The organism is Mesorhizobium sp. WSM1497, assembly GCF_001672455.2.
In the GTDB taxonomy this organism is placed as follows: Bacteria; Pseudomonadota; Alphaproteobacteria; order Rhizobiales; family Rhizobiaceae; genus Mesorhizobium; species Mesorhizobium ciceri.
Genome location: NZ_CP021071.1, coordinates 316521 through 342807 on the forward strand (window position 1 = coordinate 316521; position 26287 = coordinate 342807).

At 59.7% G+C, this 26287-nt stretch carries 16 protein-coding genes and 1 pseudogene; 10 read left to right on the top strand and 7 right to left on the bottom strand.

The genetic code is table 11. The annotated features are described in order from the left end of the window. Positions 1-5: 5 nt before the first annotated feature. Positions 6-1421: an adenylate/guanylate cyclase domain-containing protein gene (locus A9K65_RS33950; RefSeq protein WP_064994090.1), complete on the bottom strand. Its 1416-nt coding sequence runs from the start codon at positions 1419-1421 to the stop codon at positions 6-8. Between the two features lie 34 nt (positions 1422-1455). Between A9K65_RS33950 and A9K65_RS33955 the strand changes: the two genes are divergently transcribed. From A9K65_RS33955 to A9K65_RS33965, 3 genes are all read left to right on the top strand, one after another. Beyond that, a complete protein-coding gene (locus A9K65_RS33955) occupies positions 1456-2451 on the top strand; it encodes a hypothetical protein (RefSeq protein WP_245322218.1) in 996 nt (331 codons plus the stop codon). Between the two features lie 72 nt (positions 2452-2523). After that, positions 2524-3045, top strand: coding sequence for a GNAT family N-acetyltransferase (locus tag A9K65_RS33960; protein ID WP_064994088.1), 522 nt, complete (start codon positions 2524-2526; stop codon positions 3043-3045). Positions 3046-3241: 196 nt separating this feature from the next. Continuing rightward, positions 3242-4621: a hypothetical protein gene (locus A9K65_RS33965; protein ID WP_064994125.1), complete on the top strand. Its 1380-nt coding sequence runs from the start codon at positions 3242-3244 to the stop codon at positions 4619-4621. 22 nt (positions 4622-4643) lie between these two features. Here A9K65_RS33965 and A9K65_RS33970 read toward each other — a convergent pair whose 3' ends face one another. Further along, positions 4644-6407, bottom strand: coding sequence for an adenylate/guanylate cyclase domain-containing protein (locus A9K65_RS33970; protein ID WP_064994087.1), 1764 nt, complete (start codon positions 6405-6407; stop codon positions 4644-4646). 237 nt (positions 6408-6644) lie between these two features. On the opposite strand from A9K65_RS33970, the gene A9K65_RS33975 reads away from it, so the two are divergent. Both A9K65_RS33975 and A9K65_RS33980 read left to right on the top strand, forming a co-directional pair. Further along, complete coding sequence (locus A9K65_RS33975) at positions 6645-9944, top strand: adenylate/guanylate cyclase domain-containing protein (RefSeq protein WP_064994086.1); 3300 nt, start codon at positions 6645-6647, stop codon at positions 9942-9944. 19 nt (positions 9945-9963) lie between these two features. After that, positions 9964-10644, top strand: coding sequence for a redoxin domain-containing protein (locus tag A9K65_RS33980; protein ID WP_064994085.1), 681 nt, complete (start codon positions 9964-9966; stop codon positions 10642-10644). An 85-nt stretch (positions 10645-10729) separates the two neighbouring features. On the opposite strand, the gene A9K65_RS33985 is transcribed toward A9K65_RS33980, so the two are convergent. The 4 genes from A9K65_RS33985 to A9K65_RS34000 are packed head-to-tail and all read right to left on the bottom strand — an operon-like array spanning position 10730 to position 16047. Next, positions 10730-11800, bottom strand: a complete 1071-nt coding sequence (locus tag A9K65_RS33985; RefSeq protein ID WP_064994084.1) for an adenylate/guanylate cyclase domain-containing protein — start codon at positions 11798-11800, stop codon at positions 10730-10732. A gap of 3 nt (positions 11801-11803) precedes the next feature. Then, a complete protein-coding gene (locus tag A9K65_RS33990) occupies positions 11804-12298 on the bottom strand; it encodes a Rab family GTPase (RefSeq protein ID WP_064994083.1) in 495 nt (164 codons plus the stop codon). An 11-nt stretch (positions 12299-12309) separates the two neighbouring features. Continuing rightward, positions 12310-15375: an OmpA family protein gene (locus tag A9K65_RS33995; protein WP_086081403.1), complete on the bottom strand. Its 3066-nt coding sequence runs from the start codon at positions 15373-15375 to the stop codon at positions 12310-12312. 6 nt (positions 15376-15381) lie between these two features. Beyond that, positions 15382-16047 carry a hypothetical protein gene (locus A9K65_RS34000; RefSeq protein WP_064995290.1) on the bottom strand — a complete coding sequence of 222 codons (666 nt, stop codon included), beginning with the start codon at positions 16045-16047 and terminating at the stop codon, positions 15382-15384. A 733-nt stretch (positions 16048-16780) separates the two neighbouring features. Here A9K65_RS34000 and A9K65_RS34005 point away from each other — a divergent pair. The 3 genes from A9K65_RS34005 to A9K65_RS34025 all read left to right on the top strand — a co-directional run bounded on the left by A9K65_RS34005 (position 16781) and on the right by A9K65_RS34025 (position 22491). Continuing rightward, on the top strand, positions 16781-19693 hold the full coding sequence (locus A9K65_RS34005) for a glycosyltransferase (RefSeq protein ID WP_064995291.1): 2913 nt from the start codon (positions 16781-16783) through the stop codon (positions 19691-19693). Between the two features lie 852 nt (positions 19694-20545). Then, on the top strand, positions 20546-20917 hold the full coding sequence (locus tag A9K65_RS34015) for a hypothetical protein (RefSeq protein ID WP_157678611.1): 372 nt from the start codon (positions 20546-20548) through the stop codon (positions 20915-20917). A 1232-nt stretch (positions 20918-22149) separates the two neighbouring features. Next, positions 22150-22491, top strand: a complete 342-nt coding sequence (locus A9K65_RS34025) for a hypothetical protein (protein ID WP_064995294.1) — start codon at positions 22150-22152, stop codon at positions 22489-22491. Between the two features lie 346 nt (positions 22492-22837). Here A9K65_RS34025 and A9K65_RS34030 read toward each other — a convergent pair whose 3' ends face one another. Next, positions 22838-24007, bottom strand: a complete 1170-nt coding sequence (locus A9K65_RS34030; protein WP_086081405.1) for a porin — start codon at positions 24005-24007, stop codon at positions 22838-22840. A gap of 461 nt (positions 24008-24468) precedes the next feature. Between A9K65_RS34030 and A9K65_RS34035 the strand changes: the two are divergent. Both A9K65_RS34035 and A9K65_RS34040 read left to right on the top strand, forming a co-directional pair. Further along, a pseudogene (locus A9K65_RS34035) lies at positions 24469-25107 on the top strand (site-specific integrase); the annotation flags it as partial. 238 nt (positions 25108-25345) lie between these two features. Next, positions 25346-26050: an antitoxin Xre/MbcA/ParS toxin-binding domain-containing protein gene (locus tag A9K65_RS34040; RefSeq protein WP_084016118.1), complete on the top strand. Its 705-nt coding sequence runs from the start codon at positions 25346-25348 to the stop codon at positions 26048-26050. Positions 26051-26287: the final 237 nt, after the last annotated feature.

Genomic DNA, 26287 nt, shown 5'->3' on the forward strand with positions numbered 1-26287 from the left:
ATTCCTCAGGGAATTGTATATACCGCGATCTCCCGCTCAATGCCGCGCAGTGAGACTTCGTGAGGCACGGGCGTCAGCGCGTTCCTGCGCAACAGATCGGCGGTGAGATTGTCGTCGACCACCGCGCGGGTGGCGAAGATCGCCTGTGCGTTGGCCAGGTTCTGGACCCGTGAAGCAATGTTGACCGTCTGGCCAAAATAGTCCTGCCGCTCGTTCATGGACACGGCGATGCAAGGGCCGGTATGGACTCCGATCTTGAGCAGCAGGTCCTCGCGGCCGCTTTTTCCATTGAGCCCACGCATGGCATCGCGCATCCTGAGGGCCGCGGCCACCGCACGATCAGGGGTCGCGAAGGTCGCCATCACCGCATCACCGATCGTCTTCACCACCGCGCCCGCCTCTGCCGCGACGATCTCGTGCAGCACCTGGAAATGCTCGCGCACCAGATCGAAGGCCGACAGATCGCCCACCCGCTCGTAAAGCTCGGTCGATCCGCGCAGGTCGGTGAACAGGAAGGTCAGACTGGTGATCTTCAGCCGCTGGTTGATATCGAGCGTGTCCGTGCGATAGAGATCGCGAAACGTCTGGTTGGTGAGCAAGCGCTTGGCGGTCAGGAAGGGCCGGCGCTTGCCCAGGAAATCATGCAATGCGTGGCCGGCGATGAAGACCGTCGGCAGCACGCGGGTGTCGGTCCTGTTTTCCAGGGAAATACGCAAAGGGCCTGGTTGCATCTCCAACGTCTGGTTCTGGACATGGTCGCGGTCGAAAACCAAGGAGAGGCTTCGGCGCTCTTTTGTTGGTTCGCCCTTCGCATCAATGAACTGCGCTGAATGCGTGACCGGCTCGAACACGATGACGAATTCAGGCGGAAGCTGTATGGGCAGGACCGCCTTTTCACCGGGCGCAAGCTCGATATCCTCCAGCGAGAACGCTTCCATCTCCTCCGCCAAATCTTCTTCCGGCAGATCCGCGCCGGACGCTAAGTAGATCTGGCGGAAATATTCCACCAACGGCAGTTCGTGTGGAGTGTGGGCGGCAATCTTGCGTATGCGTGGACTGACGGTGAATGTCACCTCGACCATCTCGTCGAGGGTTGGCGAATAGCCCTCGGAGCACAGCGCGCAGGTGTATTCGTCCTTCTGCATGGTTTTCAGCGTGGCGTTGGTGTCGAGCACGCCGCCGCAGCCGGGGCACAGAACATTCCAGGAGATGTCGAAGATGCCCACCCGCGCCGCATGCAGAAAGGCGCTGATGGTGCGTTCCTCGTCGACGCCATTCTTCCTGGCGAAGGCCAGCGCATTGATGCGGCAAAGCTCGCGGTCCTTGCCCTCGGCGATGGTTCGCCGGATCGCATCGATTGCCTGCGGTTCGACATCGGTCGATTGCCGCAGAAGTGAGAACAGATCCTGAGCTTCGGTCATCGTGCAGGCTCCGGAAAATGCGCCCCGAGGCGTATTGGGCGGACCGGGCTTCGGTCCGCGCACCCCATCATACGTCGAAAGGGATCGAACGGCCATTCGAATGGATAGATCTGATGACGGCTCAATTTCGATGCGGCGGATTTTCACCGGCCGCAAGCGGCGCTATGGTGGGGGCATGAGGCATTCATCTTGGGGGCATTCTCCCGTGCCGACATCCAACAACCCGCCACTTCCCGCGGCGCTACGGCTTTTCTCGGCAGGGGTCATTATCGTCCTCATCGTCGGCGCCGGCCTGTTTTTCGCGCCTGCGCTGGTCAAGCCGCGCTGGCCCTGGCCCGTCACGCCGTTCAGTGCCCGCTTTCTCGGCGGCTTCTACACCGCCGAAATGGCAGTGATGGCGGCGCTCTTATTCTGGAATCGCTGGTCGCCGGGCAGGCTCGTGCTGGTCATGGCGTTCATCTTCACCCTCATAGTGTCGGCGGTTTCGTTGATCAATCTCGGCTATTTCAACTTCGAACGAAAGGCGGCCTGGCTCTGGTTTCTGGTCTATCTTGGTTCGGTCGCGGTATCGGGGCTGTTCCTGTGGCGGGCAAGGGCCCGTCAGTCAGCAAATGGCGCGATCCCGAGCCCGGCATGGCGCAGCTACATGTTGGCGGAAACGGCGGTCCTTGGGCTCTATGGCTTGGGCATGTTGCTGTTTCCCGCCATGGTCAGCAGCACCTGGCCATGGACGGTCGATCCCTTCCACGCCCAGGTCTACAGCGCCATCTTCCTCGCCGGAGCTGGCGGCACCTACCTTATTTGGAAAAGCGCGCCGCGCGAAGAATTGCTGGTGCTAGGCTTGGCGCAATTTCTGGTCGGCCTGCTTTCCATCCTTGGCCTCGTCATCACCAACGGCGCGGTTCACCGGATCGACTGGACGGCGGCCGCCACATTGAGCTGGCTCGCCCTTTTCGGCTGGATCGGCATCAGCGGCGCCTTAAAACTCTACACCGCCTCTCGGTATTTTGGTGCGCAATCGACAGCATAGGCGGCAGAGACGGCTGGATTTTCAAGTGACGTCCGGTGCATCTGTAGGGCCGATTGCATCGCCAGGAAAGCCATGACCAGCACGACCTCTCCATCCGAGAAGATCCATCCGCAGCTCCGGGCCGTCCGGCGAAGCGATGCGGAGGCGCTTTGCGCGATCTTCAACATGCCGGGGTTCCGCTGGGGCACGTTGAGGATGCCCTTCGAGACGGTGAACCAGGTTGAGCGGCGCATCGCCAAGTCCGGCCAGGAAGACACCTGGATCGTCGCCGAATTGGACGGCAAGGTCGTCGGCCATGGCAGCCTGGTCGTGCAAAGCTCGCCGCGCCGCTCACATATCGGCGAAATCAATATCGGCCTAGACGACGGCTTTGTCGGGAAAGGTATCGGCTCTGCCATTCTTGGAGCGCTGCTTGACGTGGCCGACAACTGGCGCGCCCTGAAGCGGGTCGAATTGAGCGTCTATGTCGACAACGAACCCGCCATCCACCTCTACACCAGCCACGGCTTCGAGGTCGAAGGCCGGCATGTGAAGGCCGGTTTTACCGACGGCCAGTACCGCGACCTCCTGAGTATGGCCCGGCTGCGGTTCTAAGGCCGCTTTTATCAACGTGCTGGCGAAACGAGCGCGGTCGACAGCAGGTATCCTCGGAGTGCCGGGACAGCGACAACACGCAATCTGAGGCTCATTGCATCATCTCTCACAACCCAGTTTATGACGTTGACGTAGACAATTCGTGCCGGATCCGCTCTCATTTGGCGTTTGCCCCGCAAGCGGTTAGATGGGACCGATGACCGACGTCTTTGATCCAACCCCTGCGCCTCCGGCGGAAATTCAGGCTGTGCTGTCGCTGCTCTGCCCGGAAGTCGTGCGTGACATCGAGCAGAACTGGAATGCGCCGGTTTCCGACTACGCCCGCCACCTGTGGCGCCCGGTGGCAAGGCCAGTATCGGGCCCGGCGATCGCTGCCCGCTCGATGCTGCGCGAAGTCCTGCATCAGCGCCTCGGTGAAATTATGCAGCCTGAGGAGATCGGCAAGGCCCTCGATGAGTTCGAGTACAGACCGGTGATTCAGTCCGGTCTGCACTGCCTGCTCCTGATGGATCGGATCACCTTCGATTCCCTCCTGTTTGCCTGGCTCGGCGCGGTCGAAAACGAGCTGTCAACCTTCGTCGGCTTCATGGGAACGACGATGACCATGGAGACAATTGGCCGGGAGGGGCCCGGATGGCTCCATGTCGGTGACGACAAGGTCAACCTGTTTGGCATGGGGCGCCACAAGCTGTGCCGCAAAAGCGCCTGCGCGGCCGGTCCCGTCTCCCTCAACAAGCGCGCGCTCGAAGCGGTGGGCGATGAAACGGATGCCAGCCGCTGGCTAGGTACACTGCTTGCCCACCAGGATAAGGTCTTTGGAACCGCCGCCGATGCCATAACAGCGCTGAACGAGGATCTGGTCGCCAATTGGGATCGCTCCGGCATGGCCCTGCCGGTTTTCATCGATGATCGGCTCGCCGCGGCTGCCATGGCGCGGCATCTACAACATGACGGCAGTCTTCTTTCCAGGCTGCTCATCGAACCCGCAAGACGCCGGCGCCTCGACTATGCCTTGCAAGAGGCGGCATCGGGCCCATTCGGTAGGTTCCTTCCCAATGCCACTGACTATTTTTGGGGCATCCGCGAGGAGCGCGTGCGCAAGCTCGTTCTTGAGAACGGGAACCTGATCGAGCCTGACAAGCCGCATGGTCTTTCCATCCCGTTCGAGCGGCCACATCTTAGGCAGGCGCTGCAGGACGGCGTGCTGCTGCCGAACTTGTTCCTGACGTTCCTGGTTTTCGCCATCTTGCCGCGGGTGCGGGTTGTCGGCGGCCTGAGACAGATTGGCTATGTAGCGCTTTTCCACTCGATCTTCCTCGCTGCGTTGGACGAAACCGCACCGGAAGAGCGTGATTTGGCTGCGGAGCTGCAGGTAAGGGAAAATGCTTGGGGCACCCGGGTCATCGATGAAAAGATTTCGGTCCGCGAGCAGCTTGCCGGCCTACCGGAAGGGGCGCTCTTCGCGGACCTGCTCCGGCAATACCGTTCGTGGACATTTGCCGAGGCCACCGACAACCTAAAGCTGATTCGCGAAAACGCGCGATGGCGCAAGATCGGCCAAGCCTACAGCGTCTGATCCCGCCGCATGGCCTCACCTGTCATTGCTCTATACCGGCCTTGCGGAGCCCCTCCACCATGAGTTGGAAATCGCCAGGGTTCTTGTAGGGCAAGACTTTACGACGGTATTCCAGCGAATAGTCAGGATTGACGCGAAGCACCTCCTGCCATGCCGCCTGGGCCTCGGCGAAACGGCCCAGATGGCCGTAGCTGGCGGCCAGAAGCGCCCGCGAGACGTCGGTGACAGCGTTGCGAGCCATCCGTTGCATCAACAGGTCAGCGGCCTCTTCGTACCTTCCAAGTTGAAACAAGGCCAAAGCTTGAAAGTGGAGAAGCACATCCGGGAAATATGGATTCAAGGTCTTCCCCCGGGCAAAACTCTCGAGAGCGTCTTCGGATCTGCCCGAATAGTACAACGCCTCGCCGAGGGCAACGTGCGCTTCGGCGAAGTTCGGATTGAGGACTAGCGCGCGCTCGGCCTCGTCGATGGCCCCGTCGTGTCGCCCTGTGTACAGCTTGACAATAGCAAGCGCCCAGTGCGCCCAGGGATCGCTGCCGTCCAGCATTACCGCTCGCGTTGCGGCCTCTTCCGCTTGCGCCATCGATTCCGCGGGCGACGCACCCCACCGGTTCAGGTAATCGATGCCGTGGGTAAGGGCCAGGAATGCGTGGGCAGAGGCAAATGTCGGGTCCAGTTCGATGGCACGTTGCAAGAGGTCGCGAGCCGCGACGTTCGTCTCCCTCGTCAGCCGGTGCCACAGCTCCCTGCCCCGCAGGAAATAGTCATACGCCTCCGTATTGCGCGGGTACTCGTTCGCCAGCCGCTGCCGATCACCCGCGGTCAGATTAAGCGCCAGCGCGCCGACGATCTGTTGCGTCACGTCGTCCTGCACGGCGAATATGTCGGTCAGGTCGCGATCGAACCGCTCCGCCCAAAGATGGCCGCCCGAGGTTGCGTCGATGAGCTGCGCGGTGATGCGCACCCGGTTCCCCGACTTGCGTACGCTACCCTCAAGAACGTACCGCACGCCGAGTTTCGTGCCCACCTCCTGCACACGGACGTTCTGGCCCTTAAAGGTGAACGACGAATTGCGTGCGATGACGAAGAGCTGCGACAGTTTGGACAGGGCCGTGATGATATCCTCGGAGATGCCGTCGGCGAAGTAATCCTGTTCGGCGTCACCGCTCATGTTGACGAACGGCAGCACGGCGACCGACAGCTTCGGCGGCACTGCCGTAGCCGGCCGGCTAGTTGCGCTTTCCGGGATGGCAGTCCCGGCGCTGCCAACTTGGAGCGAATAGACCCGGATCGGCTCGGCAATGTTCTTGAGCTGTGTGCTGCCGAGATCGCTGACGGAGAGGTCGAGCCTGGCCTTGACCTGGCGATAGGCATCCTCGGACAGGCAGATGGCGCCGGCTGCCGCGAGTCCCTCCAAACGCGAAGCGATGTTGACGCCGTCGCCCATCAGGTCGCCGTCGCTTTCTTCGACCACATCTCCCAGATGGATGCCGATCCTGAACTCGATACGGCGGTCTTGCGGCACGCCGGCATTGCGCTCAACCATTCCATTCTGAACCTCTATGGCGCATCGCACGGCATCCACCACACTGCGGAACTCGACCAGCGCCCCATCGCCAGTGCGCTTAATCACCCGGCCGTGGTGCACTGCGATGATCGGATCGATCAGGTCGCTGCGCAGTGCCCGCAACCTCGCCAATGTACGATCTTCGTCCGCGCTCGCGAGCCGGCTATATCCGACCACATCCGCTGCTAGAATTGCGGCTAGCTTACGATTCTCGCTCAAGGGTGCGTCTCCTTATCTTCACGATAGCAGGAAGACCGAACCAAGAGGGAACTTTCGCAACCGACAGCCACGCAGAACCGAATTGGCTGCGCGCTGTTACAGGCCCACCCGATCGCCCGATGCCCATTTGCGCTGCCGCTTGCCCATCGACGGCTATGGGTTCATGCTTGTGAATACACCGGCCGGGAAATGCGTAGGGAGAACACGCCGTCACGGCCCCTAGTGAGGTCTGGCTCGATGGACTGCGCAGGCTGCGGTTTCGAGGTTGAGGGCGGTTACGCTTTCTGTCCGAGGTGTGGCAAGCGCCAGCCCGTGCCATGCGCCAGTTGCGGTTATCCCTGCGCATCTGATTTCGGGTTCTGTCCAAAATGTGGGGCAAGCGTCGGTGTGCCCGCAAAAGCCGTCGAACGGCTTGCTCCAACACCAAGCCGAACCATTGTGCCGCCCTCTCGAACTCCGTCGCTGCTTCCGAACATTGATAACGACGAAGGGCTGCAGCCCATCTCTGACGCCGATCGCCGTACGGTAACCGTCCTCTTTGCCGACCTTTGCGGCTTCACGACACTCAGCGAGCAGCTGGACCCCGAGGTCATGCAAACCCTGCAGAACGAGCTGTTCAAGGAATTGACGGCGGCGGTGCGAAATTTTGGTGGTTTCGTCGACAAATTCATCGGCGATGCACTGCTCGCTTTGTTCGGTGCACCGGTCGCGCATGAGGACGATCCGGAGCGTGCGCTTCGCGCCGCTCTCGACATGATCGCCCGGACGGCGCGGCTCGGCGAAAGCACCCCTCACTCCGGCTCGCCTCTATTGCTTCATATTGGCATAAACACTGGCCCCGTCGTTACTGGACGATTAGGCATCGGCACCGCCAAATCCTATTCGGTGACCGGCGACACCGTGAATACAGCACAACGCCTGCAATCGCAGGCCGCACCGGGTGAAGTGCTGGTAGGCGAACTCACTCACAGGCTGACCCGGCATGCCTTCTCTTACGAGTCGATGGGTGATGTCGTGCTTCGCGGCAAGGCTGGCAGTGTGCTCGTCCATCGATTGGATGCACCGCTTGCGGTGCCGCGTGCAGCGCGTGGGCTCGAGGCGCTCGGCCTCAGCGCGCCGATGATAGGTCGTGCTGCGGAGCTCAACAGAATGCTGGCGAGCCTTGACCGGGCTTGCGGCGGCACGGCCCAACTTGTCCGCCTCGTCGGAGAAGCCGGCATCGGGAAATCGCGGCTCGTGAAGGAGTTCGTCGCCCGTGTCGGCGACGAGGACCGTTTTCGCAACGTCGCCGTGCGACAGACCACGTGCTCACCACTGGGCGAACAATCATTTGGCGCCTTGGGCGCAGTGGTGCGCAGTGCTGCCGGGATGATGAAAAACGACGATGGGGACGATATGCGGGGGAAGCTCTCAGGCTTGCTTGCCGATCTCGGCCTGCAGGGCGAGGAGGCGAAGCGGCTGATGCCTTTGCTCTACCATGTGGTTGGGCTTGGCGACCCGGATGCCACCTTGCAGCACGTCGAACCCGAGCAGCTCCGGCGGCAAATTTTCTACGCGGTCCGAACAATCATCGAACGGCGGCTTGCGTTGTCGCCGCTGTTGATTGTCGTCGAAGACCTGCACTGGGCCGACGCCGTTTCGCTCGAGGCACTACGTTTCGTGATGGACAGGTTGGAACGCATGCGGTTAATGGTGCTGGTCACGCATCGCTCGGCACCGGAGAGCGGCCAGCTCGACTCAAGTCGGGTCAGTCACACGGCGCTCAGGCTTTCACCGCTCAACAACGATGAAGGACGCAGCCTGCTGGCGGGGCTTTTCGGCGAGAGCTGGGTAAGCTCCGCAGCAGGGCTGGTCGATCAGATCCTCGACCGAGCGGGTGGCAACCCTCTTTTTGTCGAGGAGATTGTTCGCGGCCTTTTTGATCGCGGTGTACTGGTGCGCGAGGGGCAGCAATGGCGGACCGTAGCAGGCGAAGTCGCAACCGACATTCCCGCCACTATCCAGGCAATGTTGCTTGCTCGCGTCGACCGGCTGCCACAAGAGGTGCGCCGGTTGGCCCAGGAAGCCGCGGTAATCGGCGCGCGCTTCGATGCCACCCTTCTGAAGACCGTGACAGCCGACCCCGCCAGGCTAGAAGCAGGCTGCGAACTGCTTTGCGATGCGGAAATCATCGAGGAAGTTGCCGGATCAGGCTCCGTCTCGTCGCAAAGCTACCGCTTTACGCAAACCTTGCTGCAGGACGTGATCTACCAGAATCTGCTCCGGCAACGCCGGACCGAAATCCACGGGCGGATAGGTGCCGCCTTGGAGCAACTGTGCGGCGATAATCCGGAACGGCTCGAGGACTTGACCGTGCTCGGTCACCAGTTCGCACAAAGCGCCGAGCGGGAGAAGGGCGCGCATTACCTGCAGGCGGCCGGCGATCGCGCCCGCATGATATACGCCAACGACGACGCCCTTCGTTTCTACGAGCGAGCACTGGCTGCGTTGGAGGCGACCGGGCAAACACCGCTCAAACTTACAATTGCCGAGCGCATTGCCGATTTGAGCGGCTCGGCGGGCCGCCGCGAGATCGCGCAGCATCACTACGAGGCGGCCTTGCAGGCATACCGTGAGTCGGCTGATCGCGTAGCCTCTGCGCGCGTTCTGCGTAAAATCGGTCGGCTGCTCTGGGACGTCGGCAAGCGGGAAAAAGCAGAATTCCGCTACGCTGAAGCGGCAGCGCTCCTCGATGGAGCCGATGCTCCGGTCGAGCAGGCGCATCTCTGGCAAGAACGTGGCCGACAGGCGTTCCGTAGCGGAGATCACGCTCTCGCGGCAAAATGGGCAGATGCGGCGTTGGATTGCGTACGCACTCGGACTACGGGGCATGTCTCCGAGGTGGGGCATGATGCCACTCTCGTGACCGCCGAGGCACTCAATACCAAGGCTGTCGCACTGGCTCGCCTTGGACGAAACCGTGAAGCCGTGCGTCAGGTCGAGCATAGCATTGAATTGGCCGAAGCCGCCGGTCTGCTGGGCGCGGCCTGTCGCGGCTATACCAATCTAGGTGTGCTTTACACGACCATCGATCCCGCACGGGCGATGGAGGTCTGTCGACGCGGTCTTGAAGTCGCGCGCCATATTGGGGATTTGGGCTTCCAGGCGCGCCTTCTCGCCAATCTGGCGGTCGCTTGTTGTACTTTCACGGATCGCTGTCCAACAGAGGGCGTGCCTGCTGCCGAGAAAGCCATCGAAATCGACCGCGCACTCGACCAGCGAGAGCACCTGCCGGTGCCGTTGATTGTGCTTGGGCAAATCCACCAGTGCAACGGCCGGCCGGAACTGGCCGTTGGCTTGTTCCACGAAGCACTGGAGGTAGCGCGCGAAACGGGCGAACCCCAACTGCTGTTTCCGTGCTATGATGGTCTGGCAACGCTTAATCTCGACTTCGACAATCTTGCCGAGGCCGAATGCTACTTTTCCTTGGCGCAGGGTATATGCGCCCAGCACGGGCTCGACCCGGAAGCGCTTGTGGTGCTGCCCTTTCTCGATTAGCCGGGGTTGGAGGTTGGAAATGTCCGCGCGTAGTGACTTGGTACCGCTTCAACCCGGCGACCGTGCGCCGAACTTGGTCCTCGACGCCATTACCCAGGATGGCAAGATCGCGCTTGACGACTTTCGCGGACAAAAACCGGTGCTGGTCGGTCTGTTTCGAGGTCTGCATTGTGCGTTTTGCCGGCGCCATATCGCCGCTCAGGCGCGGCTTGATCCGGAGCTGCGCGAAAAGGGCGTGGAGAGCCTGACGGTGGTCAACACGCCTATCGAACGGGCGCGTCTGTATTTCCGCTACCACCCGATGCCGACTCTGCTTGCGGCCTCAGATCCTGAACGCGCTTCCCATCGTGCTTTTGGGCTGCCCAATCTCGAATTCACCCAAAACGAGACGAACTGGCCGTACAAGGTCTCGATCGCAGCGGCAAAGGACATGCTGGTCGACATGCCAAGCGAGTTGCCCCGTCCAATGGATCCTTTTGCGGCCACCGAAATCCTCAACAAGAGGGATAATTATGAAGTGACCGAAGCCGACGAGCAGATGATGGCGACGGGACACGGACAACTGATAGGTCAGTTCCTATTGGACCGGCAAGGGATCGTCCGCTGGAGCTTCACGGAGGTGCCAGAAGGTGGGCGATACATGTTTGGGGCGCCAAACCCGCAAGAGCTCATGTCAGCCGTGTCCCAAGTCGCCCAATAGACCGTCGGCGGTCACCATCGGGTCAAAACTTCGCGTTACAGCTTGGGGCTTGATTGGGCCCAGGATCGGCACTGCTGCGCGGCAATCAGGCCGGGAGCCGCCACATTCGCACACGACCTGTACCACGCAATTCCGTTTCCTCGAGTGGGTCGCAAGCAAAATTTGGCCCAAGCATTTGGCGAGTTGCATCCGAAATGCGGATTTCATCGGGCTCCGCGGAGGTTTGAATACGCGAGGCGAGATTAACTGTCTCGCCCCACAAATCATAGGCGAACCGCCTCTTGCCTATGACGCCGGCGACGATTGGCCCTGAGTGAATTCCGATTCTGAGTCTCAGCGGTTCTCCTGCGAAGCGTTCGCGCTTGACCGCCTTACGCAGCTGAAGTGCATAGCGCGCGAGTGCCTTCGCATGATCGGCTCGCGCGGTGGGCAGGCCAGCGACCACCATCACACAATCGCCGATTGTCTTGATCTTTTCGCAGCCGTATCGTTCCGAGAGCCGATCCGCCGTCTTGAAGAAGTAATTTAAAATTGCGAGTGTCGTTACGGCTCCGACGCTCCGCGCTCGTTCTGTAAAACCGACTATGTCGGCAAAAAGCACACTCACTTCTGCGTGGTTGTCAGCAATTTTTTTGTGCGCCTTTAGCCGCTCCGCGATCGACGCCGGGAGTATGTTAAGGAGCAGGGTTTCGGCGCGATGGTATTCACGCGCCAATCCTTCCTGGCTCTTCCTCAACGCCTCGTTCGTCGATTGTAATTCCTTGTTGAGTTGACGCTCCCTCTCTTGCAGGAGGGTCATTTCATAAGCCTTTTGTTGAAGCCGCTGCCTATTGTCGCGTTCGGCAGTGGCGTCAAGAAAGAGCAGCCACACGCAGGCATTGTCAGCAAAAAAATGAAGGTCTGCGACGCGCCCGCTGGGCAGTTCGACCATGGCAATGTGAAACGCAAGCTCTGGGCAAGGCAGCAAACCTTCCATGAATTCAAGCTGCTCGGCAACAGGCTCGCCAATGCGAAGCGATGAGAGCCCGTAATGCTCAACATTACCGCCCTTCGCAGCCACGCAAAGCTGAGTGTCGATTTTCAGATATGCGACAGAATTCACGTTATAGAAGAAATTGAAAAGCCAACTGCTAACTTCTTCTGGCAAACCATGCATGGTCTAATTGGTTACCATTAATGCAAGTTGACGGAACGCTTCATCGACATTCTCACCCGAGAGCGCACTCGTTAGATAGATTTGCCATCCACGCTGCCTAAGCTCGTTGATATCACCGTCCGATATCGCCCACCGATCGGCTAGGTCGGATTTGTTGATCAGCACTACGAACGGCATTGCGCCGAATTCGGCCTCGGCCCGTTCGCGCAGCGTCAGCGCCACCGCGAGCGTCGCAGCGCGGGTTCCATCGACGACTAGCACAAGCCCGGTTGCACCTCGAACATAGCTGACGCGGAATGAGCCGATGTCGTCTTCGCCGGCCAAGTCCCACAAAATCAGATCGACGGTTTTATCCGGGAGGGCGACATTCTTCTTGTCGATTTTCACTCCCACCGTGGTCAGGTAGGTTTCTGAAAAGATGCTTTGCACAAACCTGCGAACCAGGCTCGTCTTTCCGACAGCGAACCCGCCCAGCATGCAGATCTTTTTTTGCACCATCTTGGGCTCCCCTAGTCCAGGTTTACCGTAATCGAAACCCGGCGATTGGTGGAGCTCCCGGCTTGACTATTTTCAGGCACGAGCGGCTCAAAAGTGCCCGCGCCCCGAACCAGCAGCAGTTCCGGAGCGACGCCGCGTTTGTTGAGAAGCGCACGAACGGTCTCGGCGCGGGCTGCACTGATCGACGCGTTGGCCGTCTCACGGCCTGTTGCGTCCGAATGCCCGGTCAACATGAAACGCGCTGCTACCCCTGACCTGCGGGCATTTTGGGCGAATTCCTTTATCTGATCCGCCAGCCTGTCGAGAACCGGCAGCTGCTCTGGTCCGGGCACAACTTTGCCGGAAGAGAAGAAAATATCGGTGGTCTGAATGGCCTCTCTCAAATAATTAAGTTCTGCAAGGTTCAGCTCGCGCAGCTGTGAGACATCCAGAACCACTCCGTCCGCCGAAAGCTGTTCAGCGGCAGCCTGCGCCCGGTTGATCCACGCGGCAGGCGCCTCCCCGACGACTAGGATGCGACCTTGGATGATCGAAAGCTGAACCGATTTCGGCGGGGACAGCGACGCCGTCAGCCGCTTCACCACGAACGTTGGATCAAGGCTCTGAAAGAATTGCCACTTTGAATGAACGCGGGCAGGATCAACCTGCGTTCCCGACAGCAGAGCTTGCGGGTCGGCGGCAAGCGGGTCTCTCAGGCCGGAAATGTAGAATTGGCCGCCCCTGACCGTTTGCTGAGCGACGATGATTCCCGATTGGGACTCAAGGCGCGACACATAATACTGCCAGTGCTCCGCCTCGAGTGCTTCTGGGCTCACATCACGAACCTTGGAGATGTCGAATTCCGGTCCGCCGACTGAAAGCTGTCGGGCCGCGGCGCGCGCCCGAGCTATCCAAGTGTCGGGAGCCTCACCCTCGGCAACGATGCGACTATCGACGATCGAAAGCCGAACCGATTTCAGCGGATACAGCGACGCCGTCAGCCGCTTCAACACGAACTCCGGTTCAAGGCTCTGATAGGACTGCCACTGCGAATGAACCCTGCCGGGATCGACCTGCGTTCCCGACAGCAGGGCTTGCGGGTCGACGGCAAGCGGGTCCCGCAGGCCGGCAATATAGAATTGGCCATCGCGTATCGTTTGTTCGGCAACGATGAGGCCCGGCTGGGTCTCCAGTCGCGACACATAGGCCTGCCAGTGCTCTGCCGCGCGTGCTTCGGGGCTTACATCGCGGACCCTCGAGATATCGAATACCGGGCCGCCTGCCGAAAGCTGTCGGGCGGCGGCGCGCGCCCGATCTATCCAAGTGTCGGGAGCCTCACCCTCGGCAACGATGCGCCCCTCGACGATGGCAAGCCGAACTGACGCTGGTGGAGCCAGCGAAGCCGTCAGCCGCTTCAACACGAACTCCGGTTCAAGGCTCTGATAGGATTGCCACTGCGAATGGACCCTGCCGGGATCGACCTGCGTTCCCGACAGCAGGGCTTGCGGGTCGACGGCAAGCGGGTCTCGCAGGCCGGCAATATAGAATTGGCCATCGCTTATCTTTTGTTCGGCAACGATGATGCCCGGCTGGCTCTCCAGTCGCGACACATAAGCCTGCCAGTGCTCTGCCTCGCGTGCTTCGGGGCTTACGTCGCGGACCCTCGAGATATCGAATACCGGGCCACCTGCCGAAAGCTGTCGGGCGGCGGCGCGCGCCCGATCTATCCAAGTGTCGGGAGCCTCACCCTCGGCAACGATGCGCCCCTCGACGATGGCAAGCCGAACTGACTCCGGCGGCGCCAGCGATGCCGTCAGCCGCTTCAACACGAACTCCGGTTCAAGGCTCTGATAGAATTGCCACTGCGAATGGACCCTGCCGGGATCGACCTGCGTTCCCGACAGCAGGACTTGCGGGTCGACGGCAAGCGGGTCTCGCAGGCCGGCAATATAGAATTGGCCATCGCGTATCTTTTGTTCGGCAACGATGATGCCCGGCTGGCTCTCCAATCGCGACACATAAGCCTGCCAGCGCTGCCCGGATTGCCATGAAAGAAAGAACCAACCGCCTGCCAGAACCAACAGCAGCAGGCCCAGGCCCAGCACCAGCCACGGAAATCCCTGGTTTGATTCCTCCTGCTTCAGCTCGACGCAGGCCTGCAACTGCGCCTCTATGCCGGCCAACTGCGACCCGTCGCCGTCAAACTCCCTTAAAGCCTGCGAGTAGTCCTCATGGACACGGAGCAACACGTCGCGAACTATGTCATGCAATCCTTCTGGGGGGTTTCCTCGGATTACCGAAACCAGGGTCGCGAACGGTCCTACTTCCGACCAGAGACGAAGGTCGCCAAAACGAATAGTGTCCAGGCCGCTCTGCTCCTTCTCGTTGAATGAGTCCTTCACAAAGTCTTGGATTGCACTCAGCATAGAAGATATCAGTTGAGGATCTTCGCTCGTCGCATTGTCGGCTGCTACATGCGCTATCAAGAGCCCAGAAGTTCGGTTAATAAGAAAGACATGTTCAACATGATAGAGAAGAGAGTGCTTCAACACAACTTCCGAAAAGCTGGCTCCGGTTCTCCAAGACTCAAGCCTCCATTTTAGCCCATGCCAGGTAAATATATGTCTTAAGGTTTCATTGAGTGACTGAAACGTCTGGTCGATCTTTTCCCCGATTGACTTCCGAATTGCTGGAAGAAACACAGGGTATAATATATCCGTCAGCGTGCGCGGGCTCTTCTGGATCGACCGTTGCACAGCCCTTTCGACAGCCGGCGCAAGCGCCTCACCGAGTTGCGCATGAGGCGCTCGTGCGGCCGCACTGGGAAGCACGTCGCCCACTGCTGCGGCAAGCTGCTCCGGTTCGTCGAGCAGGTGCGTAACACGTGAAAGCTCTGAAATTTCGCGGCTGACCAGCAACTGGCGCAGCGTTTCCATGCGAGGATCGGCGGATGGAACTCCGTCGAGACGCACACGGTAGTCCGGATCAACGTTCCGGGCAATTTCGACCAAAAGACGGGCCAGAGCCTCGCGATCAATCTCTGTATCGTTCGAGGCTGTTCTTTGCGGAAGGCTGATTGGGTCGACGGTCGACGTCAAATCCGATCAACTCACTTTCCAGCTACGGTCCGAGTTGTTCTTGCTGCCGACGGGATCCTGATTCAGACATTTTGCAACCTCGACAAACAGGCCGGCCAAAAGATTTCGGTCGGTCTTGACGTTACCGAGATCGGAAAACATTTTCTCCATCAGCATCTGAATGCCTTCATTCTTCTGCTTGATTTCCTCACGCAGCAAATGATCGTTTCGGTTTATCCGGTCGGCAATTTCGCGCTCAAGCTCGTTCACTTGATCAGACAATGCACGCACCTGCTTTTCAAGTGCTTGATTTTGTTCGCGAAGATTCCGGTCAATCTCCTTGTCGGCGTCGGCTCGCGCGTCTTTTTCGTTCCGCAATTGCGCCGCAAGAGAGTCGATCTGCTTTTTCGCATTTGACTCGTACATTTCAAGATTGCGCTTGGCCTCGGATTCGACATCCTTGAAGCGCTGCAAGACCCGTTCTTCAAGCTTGGAAAAGCGGCGGTCATAGTCCTGCATCTGGTTGCCGAACAGCAGATCACGAATCTTGTCGACACCTACAGCATCGCCGGGGGTCCCACTCTCGCGAGCCTGGCCCGCCAGGAAGGCGAGCCCGTTACCGTCTGCACTACTTGTCAGATTTCCGTCCGCTTTATTTGCCGGAGAAGCGGTACTCGAAGATTCCTTGGCCATCCCTATACCCTTCATTTAAACAGCTACCAGCGTGCTAATTTAGCAACTAGTAAAGATGCCAGCAAAATACCCGGCTCGCAAGCCGGAATCTTTTCCACCTAAGCCGGTTCACGCGTAAATTTGACATGCTGCTCAAGCGCGACAATCTGCCAGCGAACAGGCCCTTTTGCGGAATCTTGTGCGCAAATTGGCGGCCGTTGTGGAGCACTGCGGCATCGAGATCGAGTGCCTTGGACCCATCATCAGCAACTGCGGCGCTCGACCTTCGGCTGCGGTTCCGATTAATTCGATCAGGATCAGCTTTCCCTCGCGTCTTCGCTCGCGACCATCTTTTTGTTGCCGGGCGGCGCAGCACTAAGGCTTGGGCATGAGTGCTTGCCATTCAAGCCTGTCTTCAGGTCTTTTTTGCTACCCTAATTGGCCCCGATCTTGACAGGGCGGTGCTGCCATCCGATGCCGGTATCGGGTTTCGACATTCGCCACTCTTGCAGAAGAAAACGAAAGCTCAATGATCCAGAATAATGCTGCCGCAAGGGTGTGGTACCGATGTTCAGTGTCGAGCAAAACATCGGCGCAATGCATGCCGGCATTCGCCGGCAGACCTGCCGGATATTGGGTACAATCATGGTCGGACGTTGGGCTCGAATGGATCGGCATCGATCGTGCCGGCCTGCGCCGACAAAGATCAACGCAGCTTGTTCTACCGTTACGAACCGGGCGCGGGTGAGACAACGTGGCGTATAATCCGTTGGTCTCGATCGTAGTTCCTGCGCACAACGCGGAGGTAACGCTGACGCGGGCACTCGATTGCCTTCTCGACCAGGAAACCGCGGATTGGGAGGTGATCATCGTCGACGACGCCTCCACGGACCGTACCCCCGCGATCATCGCCGCTTATGTGGAACAAGATGCCCGATTTCGGACCTTGAGTTCTTGCGCGAAAAGCCCCGCCGGCGCACGCAACAACGGGATTTCGGCGGCGCGCGGCCACTGGCTGATGTTCCTGGATGCCGACGACTGGGTGGATGCCAGCTTCCTTACGAAAATGCTGGCCGCACTAGAAACCGCTTCCGATGCAGTGGCCGCTTATTGCGGTTCGCGGCGCGTCATGCCCGATGGTGTGCTCACCCCGGCGAGCATCGCGCCCGAGGTCGCAAGCCAGCCCTTCGAAACGTTCGCCCGCCGATGTGCCATCGCCACTCACGCGCTGCTGATCGATCGCGCGACAGTTGTGGAGTTGGGCGGTTTTGACGTGTCTCTTTCCACCTGCGAGGGTTGGGATCTGTGGCAGCGCGTCGCGCGTCTGGGCAAAAATTGGGTGATGGTCGACGAGCCGCTCGCCTTCTATCGAACCAGCCCCAACGCGCTCACCCGCAATTCGAGGCAGACGCTGGCAGACGCGGAAATCATTATCGCCCGCGGCTTTGCCACCGACCCCAGGGTCAAGCACCCTGCGCCGGCGCATGCCAATGGGACGATCTCGGTGGGCGGCCGCACCGCTTCCGAAGCACTGGCGTGGTTCGCCCTGTGGAACGCTGCGTCGGATTGCGGCAGCGGCGGCGGCTCGATTAAGCCGCAATCCCTGCGCGCGCTCCCGGCAGGGCGTAAGTGGGCGCGCGAGATCGCCAAGGTGACCTTCGACGGCCTGATGGTAGGAAGCCTATCGGTGCCAGCCCATATGGCTGCCCGCTGGGACATGTTCGGCGGCGCCATCACCGAGTTGATCATCGAACTCGGCAAGGTCTGGGGCGACCCGGTTGCGGGTCGTCGCCTCCAGTATCATCTCGAGCAAATGCTGCTCGATGCCGACGATCTTGCCGCTCCTCGCAGGCTGGCGCGCACCTTCGGAATTCGCGTCGACGCTCGAAATCCAACCTCGACCGAGCTTCCGGAAGGAATCGATCAAATCTATGCCTACCTGATGATGGATGGGCAGATCGGGGCTATCGTACAGTTCGGCGTACTCGGGAAAGTGACAGGGCGCCATTGGATTGAACTGATCCTGAATTTCCTACCACAAAAGGACGACGGTGCCGACACATCAAGCACGCTGGCAGCCGATGCACTGTCGACCACAGCGGAACGCCGGCCTGATCCGGACAGCCACTTCGGCAAACTCGCGCAATTGATCTCGGAAGCGCGGGAACTGGTTCGGTCAAGCGCCGAAGCAACGCAGCCGCATCCGGCGCCGCGCCGTGCACCGGCCTCGAGTGGCCACAATAAGGATCGTACGTCGTTCTGGAACCAATATTTCGCGACAGAGGATCCCTGGAACTACAGCTCGCCATACGAACAGGAAAAATATGACCGGCAGCTCGAAATTCTGCCGGCAGGTCCCATCGGACGGGCGCTTGAGCTGGCCTGCGCGGAAGGCCATTTCACGCGCCAACTGGCGCCCCGAGTGGGACAGTTGACCGCGACCGACATTTCCGCCGTAGCCATCGAGCGGGCACGCGCGCGCTGCTCGGACCACCCGAATGTCGAGTTCGGCGTACTGGATTTTTTTGCGGACACGCTGCCCAGTGAGATGGATCTGATCGTCTGTTCGGAAGTTCTCTACTACCTGGATGATATCGCCGTGTTGCGGCGCATCGCCAAAAACTTCGTCGAGGCACTGGCGCCCGGCGGGAGTTTTATCAACGCACACGCATTCGTGCTACGCGACAATATTGAAATGACGGGCTTCGACTGGAACACATTCGGTGCCCAAACGATCTCGAAAACCCTGTCAGAGACCGAAGGCATCGTCCTTGCGCAATCGATCCAGACCGAACTCTATCGCATAGATCGCTTCCGCCGCCTGTCGCCGGACCACATGGCGACGGAGCCGGTGATTGATCATGTGCCGGTCCGCGCACCCATCGGTATCGGGGTCGCGCGTAATATCGTCTGGGGCGGGGCGCGGGTCTTGCGCCGCGACGTCGTTCGTAGCGAGCGGCGGCAACGGATCCCTGTTCTCATGTATCACAGCGTCGCCGATGAAGGTCCGGCCGCGCTCGCCCGTTTCCGGCTCACGCCCGCTGCATTCGCAAGCCAGATGGCATGGTTGCGCGCAAATGGCTTTCACGCGCTCATGTCCGAGCAACTGGAGTGGTTCATCGCCAACCATGAGCCTTTCGCCGGCCGCCCGGTGCTCATCACCTTCGATGACGGCTTCCAGAACTTTGCCGACCATGCCTGGCCGATCTTGCGTGCGCACGACCTGACCGCGGAAGTGTTCCTAGTGACGGACCTGGTGGGGGAAAGTGCAAAATGGGACGCCGTCAGCGGTCCGCCGACACGGCTTATGGATGCGGGAACGGTGCGACGTCTCGCCGCCGAAGGTGCGTTCTTCGGAAGCCATCTGGCGACGCATCGCGCCATCGATGGTCTGTCGAGCTCTGAATTGGCCGCCGAGCTCCTGCGCTCTCGTATGTTCGTCGAACGGTGGACCGGCCGGCCAACCAGGGCCTTCGCGGCACCCTTCTCTGTCACCGACCGACGGCTCGGCAGGCTCGCCAAGGAGTGCGGCTATCGGATCGGCTTCGGCGGCAGACACGGACCGGCGGACCTTAATAGCGACGCCATCGACCTTCCGCGCATCGAGATCCGCGGGGATCGCTCGCTTGATGACTTTGTTGCCACCGTCGAGGCCGTGCTCGGTTGAACGGTAACCTTTGTCAGTGACATGTTTCTGCTCAGATCCGAAAGATGATCGGTGATGCTGTGATGGCAGCATTCTCGCGGCCACCGGATGCGATTTTCGGCCGCCCTTCACATCTGTGAAGAAATCGGTCGCTTCAATGGCGACAATGTCAGGCCGGGTATTATCACGAAATGGACGGGTCAACTTGTACGTTGCCAAAGTAAGCGCCAGGCCGGCAGCGATAAACATCGCAATCAGCAAGAGTACGCCGGCAGATCCCTTGCTGGACATATCCTCCATCGTCTCTGCCCGAACGCGCGCGAACTGATCTGGCAGCAGGGGCAAAGTTCGCACGATTCTTCCGATATGATGCCTGATCATATCGAGCGTCGAGGATGCCATCGTATTCATTTGGCCTGGTGCGGCCGCGGCGCCGGACGACGCGTCTGCCGGAGAGCTCCTACCTCGGCAGGCGCTCTCGTTGACCCGGCGTCCTGAATTTCGCTGTTCGGCCATCCAGGCCCTCACTGAGGCATCGTTGAGCAGTTAGAATAGATGTCTGGCCTTTCAGGCGGGACTATAGCGCGTCGATCAGGATGAGACGCGAGCGACAATCAGCATGATAACTTCGTCTCGACCGCGACATAGGAATCTCATCCAGATTGTCGCTCGCGTCTCATCCTGATCGACGCTGAATCTCACCTTGATTGCCGCTACGCACGGGACGGTCGCCGGCGCCTGCGCTGGACCAGCCAATAAGAGGGCGATCCCAAAGATAAGCGGCCCGGCAACAAGGACGCCGCCATGGTTCGGAGAGGTTGTGCCGGGCGCGCCAGGTTCCTGGTTCCCAATCGGCGAGTGATGAGACCGATCATGCTGTTAGCCTTCCGGTCAAATCGGCAAGCAACAACATCTATGCCCGCCATTGCTCCCACGTTGAAGAAGGGGATGTTGTGGCGCAAGACGCCATCGTTCAAGCTAGACCATTGCGTAGGTGTGGTCGCGCAAATCAGTCATGTGATCCGCAATTCAAAGACGCTGGGTATCACCGGGCTTCTGATAGAGCAGAACGCGTATGCCGCGTTGCGCATCGGCGACCGAGGCTATGGGATGGAAATCTGGAAAGCTTTCCCAGGCTATACACATCGGGGCTGCCAAAAGCATCACCGTGGGCCTCTATCCCCGCACAACGCGATAGACAGGCCCGTCGCCCTCTATAACCTCGAAGAGGCGCATCAAAAGTGACAATGCCTAGCCCGGCAAGGCTCACTCACGCCTGGCGCGGAATAGAGCGCTTGCGAGATGCAAATCTCGCCCGGCTTCCGCCAGTGACTGCAGGCGTGCGGCGATATTGAGTGTGCCGGCAATCAATGGGCCGCAGTGGGCCCGCATCAAGCGATCATACTCCCTTTAGTAAAGCCCCAGCGTCTCAAGATCGGCACTGTAGCTTTGAGCTTTATTGAACTGCAGGACGAAACAGGAGATGCAATTGTCGATGGCGTCGCGGCGTGATGGAGCGCTGCCGCTCCCTCCGGCCCATGGCCCGGGTCTTGAAGCTCCGTCAGGATTGCCCCGAGTTCTGGCGGCTCTTCAGCGAATTGCGCGTGCGTACAAGCGCATTGTGGGCAGCAGGTACCGCGATGCGCCGTTCTATTGCCTCTTTCAGATGAACCGCGGCTTCCTCCCTACGGCCGAGGCTTGCGAGCGCGCGGGGCAACCCCAACCAGGCTACGGGGATGATTTCGGTCGATCCTGAGCGCCTTCTCAAAGAACGGCAGCGCCATCTCCCCCTTGTCAAAAGCATTGTAGGCATCGCCCAAGGCGCAAAGCGCCCCCACCAGATCCGGCTTCAAGTCAAGGGCGTACTGAAGTGCTTGATCGCCGGCTAAATTCGCTGACCTTCAAATAGGTCTCGCCGAGGCTAAGATGGTAGTAAGGATTCTGCGGATCCTCTGCCACCGCCCGAGCGAAATACCGCAGTGACTTTTCGTCATCGAAATCGAGCCCGAGCGTTCCCAGGATATACAGGGCCAGCGGATGGTTGGGCGTGCGAGCCAAGACCCTGTGGCACAGTTCCTCAGCCTCGGATAGACGTTCGGCCTGCTGCCACTTGATCGCCTGCCGTAAAAGCAAGTCGTCGGCGTGGCTGCAGTGGGACTGCGCTTTGGATGACGCAGCCTTCGGTGATGCCGACTTCGGCGAGGGTGGGGTCCTGAGGTGCTTTGCCCATGCGGGCGGCAATCGGTTGCTCATCCTGTTTGGCTAGCAAAAGGGGCTTGGAGAATCCAGCCTCAATAGCCGTTTTGCGCAGAGCGCTGGCGTCGCCCCACGACTTGCCCATTCTTCCGGATCGACCCCCTTATCGGATTTCCGTTCCGCGCTATGCGGTAGTAATCTAGCCCCCTGCGCACTGCCAAGACGATACGGTGATCACAAGTTTTGGCGCGTCACAATCCGACGATCAGCATGCTGGAGTCATGCGTTCGACCGGCAATCTTCTTGGATCACCCAACGGTCGTATCCTTCGGTTGCGCGATGATCCAGAGACGTTGGGACAAGGTTTTCCCGGGTCGTATCTCGAAAATCGCTGCGAGACGCTGATCGAAAATCAGGAGGAGCAGTCACGCCGGCTCATAGATTATCTCGGATTGCCGTGGGACGATGCCTGCGCTTTTTTGACAGGGGCGGCTCCGAAAAATACCTACAGCAATTGGCAGGTCCGGCAGCCGATCTATACGTCGTCCGTCAAGCGTTGGAAGAATTACGAGAGCGAGATTCAGCCGTTGATCGAAGCCTTGGGCGATCTTGCTGAGGTTTAACCGGTGGTGCCTGATGCTGGCGCGCAGCTTAGGTTGCACCCAATCCGGCCGGCATACCCTTTCCGCACTAGATCAGTCTAATAGGTCTCAGGCTTAAAGCCGCGTTCCTTCACCTGTCCCGCGGGCTATCCCGGCCACAGAGTCTCCGCCGTTTTCGCGCGTCGGTTGCCAAGCAGTTTTGGCTTCCTTCTTTCCTTTCGCTGCGAGGATTGTTCTTCCACGGCTGCAAGCGTGGCAGCAGAGCAGGCGGGCGTCCATGCCATCGGCTGTCCGAAGTTCCATACAGACAACATGAAAAACCCGGCGGTTGCCCGCCGGGTTTTCGATTTCAATCAGGCAGCGCCTTTTAGAACGAGCGCTGGAAGCGAAGCATGCCGCCGATTGCGTCGTCATCGCCAGCAGAAATACCGGTCCAGTTCGACACGGAGTCATCGCCGAGATGCGAGTAGTCGACTTCGGCCGTGACCGTGAAGCCGGGAACAATGTCATAGGCAACGTTCGCGGCGATGCCGATGTTCTTGCCTTCGTCATACGACGCCTGGAGGTTGAACGAGGTCTTTTCGTTGAACTTGTAGGTACCGCCGCCCCAGACTGCCCAATTGCCGCTCCACGGTTTGTAGAAGCCGCGACCGCCAGCCGGGAACGCCCAGGTGCCGTCGGTTAGGTTGTCGTCGGAGCCGTAGCCGCCCATAACGAACAGCGACAGAGCGTCGTTGACGTTGGCGTCCAAACGGACTTTGCCGGAGACTTCTTCATAGTTGCTGTCGTAAGCGATGACGCCAGTAACCGCGCCCCAGCCCTGCGTCCACTTCACGCCACCGACGACATGCGGAACATAGCTGTCGATCGTATCGAAGCCGGAGCCTTCTTCGAGCGAAACCACGGCCGAGAAGCCATTGCCAGCGTCGAAGTAGTACTGCACGACGTTGGTGTCGAAACCGCCATAGGGAACCAGCGTATCCTGGATGACGTTGCCGGCGTAGCCGATGAACGTATCGAAGGCCGATTCGTCCTTACCGACGCGGAGACCACCGAGCTGGATCCAGGCGAAGTTCAGCGAGACGGTGCCGTTGTCCGCAGGATTGAGCGAGTTAGTGAGCGGGCCGGCTCCATCCGGATCGAAGCCCGCATCACGGTTGTTATTCTGGAAGTTGAAGCGGGTCTCGGTATAGGTCTTCAACGTGCCGAGTTCGGTTTCCTGACCGGTCCAGGTTCTCAGCGTGAAACGGGCATGCTTGAAGAAGGTGTCGTTGCTGCTGCCGTCCTCGTGATCGGCGCTTGTCGCACCGTCGAACGAACCCACGTCGCCGACGCCGATGTCGTAGCGGATGTAGCCGCCGATGCGCAGGCAGGTCTCGGTGCCGGGGATGTAGAAGTAGCCAGCGCCGTAGACGTCGCAAATCTTGACGTATTCAGCGGGTTCCGGCTCGGCGACGACGACGGCGTCGGCGGCGCGCGCACCGGAAACTGCGATCAGGGCCGCAGCGGAGCCGAGGAGAAGGCTCTTAATGTTCATTTTCTGACCTCCAGTCAAAAGTTAAAAAACGGGTCTGGGTATTCTTTGCTGAAGGACAGCGTTCCCTGCCCCATCCCCACTACCGAAAAAGATGCGCACCGCGCCGCTCCTTCGAATTCGACATTACCCATGAGCCGGCGGCGTTCAATCACCATCGTGCCGGCGAAGGGACAGTTCGGCCGCTATCCCCGACCTGTGTTGCAGAAACGTCACGATTTGGCCTCACTTGGAAAGCTCTCGTTAACCATTGGGCCCGCCGCGACCGCCTGTCTCGGCCGAATCCGGCGATCGGTCGACGGAATCACGGCGCGCTCACCCTTCTCCCTATAATGACACGGCCTTGTTGATTGTGCCGGCGCTTTTCTTTATCCAGCAGCGCAACCTAGAGGCGGCCGAGTGTCCGAAGGCGCTGCCCTGCTAGGGGAGGCTCAATCCTCTGGTGGGTCCTAAACTCCCGACCACTGTTCCGCGAGGCGTACAATATGGGAGATCTCCAGAGCTTTCACGAGCTCCGCCGCCAGAAGCAGCGGGCGGGACGGATTCGTTTTCTCGAGAGGGATGAAGAGGCGCGGCTTTTCGCCGCCATCAACAGCCGCAGCGAGGACGCTTACAGGCTTTCCGTCTTCCTCGTCGATAGCGGCTGCCGTCTCGGCGAAGCGCTCGGGCTGACCTGGAACGACATCAAGGAACATCGCGTCAGTTTCCAGACCATCATATCCGGCCGCAGCCGCACAATCCCGATGACCGAGCGGGTCAAGGAGGTGATCAGGCTGCCTCCGGACGGACGCCGTCGGCCGAAAGGCCCGTTCACCAAATTGAGCCAGGCACAGTTCGCTGCCATCTGGAACGAGGCGAAAGCCGAGGTCGGACTTGGCGCCGACCACCAGGTCGTACCGCACATCCTGCGTCACACCTGTGCTGCGCGCCTCGTACAAGGCGGCATCGACATCAGGCGTGTGCAGATGTGGCTGGGTCATCAGACGCTCTCTATGACGATGCGCTATGCGCATCTGTCCGTTAACAATCTCGATGGCTGTGTCACCGTGCTCGAAGGGCTGCCACCGGCAGCGCAGGAGATCAAGAACGAAACCGGGTCATGACGAAGGTCTCGTCAGGGTCGCGCGCAAAGCGCCAGCGGCGTGCTCGAACAGTCAAAACAATGTAGGCCAAGCAATACTTAAAGCAACGTCAACACCCAGATCATCTCCACTGGACGCAACGGTGCCATTTGTGCATTGTGTTTGCCTTGTATGACCTCCGGAACGCACTGATGTCCAATGTCTCCTCGGTTAAACGGGGGTCACGCGACCTTGAGTACCATTTGAAGAGGTAATCTGCATGACCACCAGGCGGCGGTTCTCACGAGGCGGAAACATCGTTAAGCAGGCCAGCCGACCGAGACTCGAAAATGCCGTGGCTGCCGCCGTGTCGAAAATTCTTCTTGAGCACGATCCGACAATCCGCCAGCCGGCCCTTAGAATTGCCGCGAAGTTGGCAGGGTATATAGCTTCATCAATCACTGTTCAAACTCAGGCTGTTCAGCGAGCCCTTCCAACTATCGAGGATGATGTTGAGAACCTGGCTCAGATATTTATCGGCCATATAGTGTCAGAGGCACAAGGCCGATTTGATCCACGACTGCAGCGTTTCAAAGCGGTACCACCACTGGCGGTCCCACAAGCGCCTCTCGGTGCGGCGAGTGATTGGGCGGGGCCGGTAGCTGGGCCAACAGTGATAGAAAGGCATTTTGGGATACCGAGGTCGACGCTCTTTCGGTGGCAGAAACGCGATGAAGTGATCGCACTTAGAACCGGAAGCAGCAGGTTTGTGTTCCCATTGAAACAGTTTGTCGATGCTCGCCCTGCAGATGGAATAGCCGAATTGATCGCGATGTTTGGCGATCATCGGCTTGCCTGGAAATGGTTGATGACGCCGACGGACAAGCTTGGCGGGAACTCGCCGATAGATACTCTGCTAACTGGTACGCTCGCGGATGTTGTTGCTGCCGCGCGTCTGGCCCTGGAGCATGCTCCTGATGTTTAGCCTCGCATTTGGTGGCGGTCGTTCAGTTGAGAACCTTGCACAACGCGACATGATCCCGAGCGGGTGGTCGCGGCCCGTCGTCTCACTGACTGCCCACCGCAGCGGACACGGCGGCTGTGCCTCTGGGACCTTCCACGTGCCGTCCAGAAACCACCGCAGCTATAGAGCCACCCATATAATTCGCCAGCCAATTCTCGACAGGGGCAGCCCTTGCAGTCGCGTCCTCCTCCTGACGAA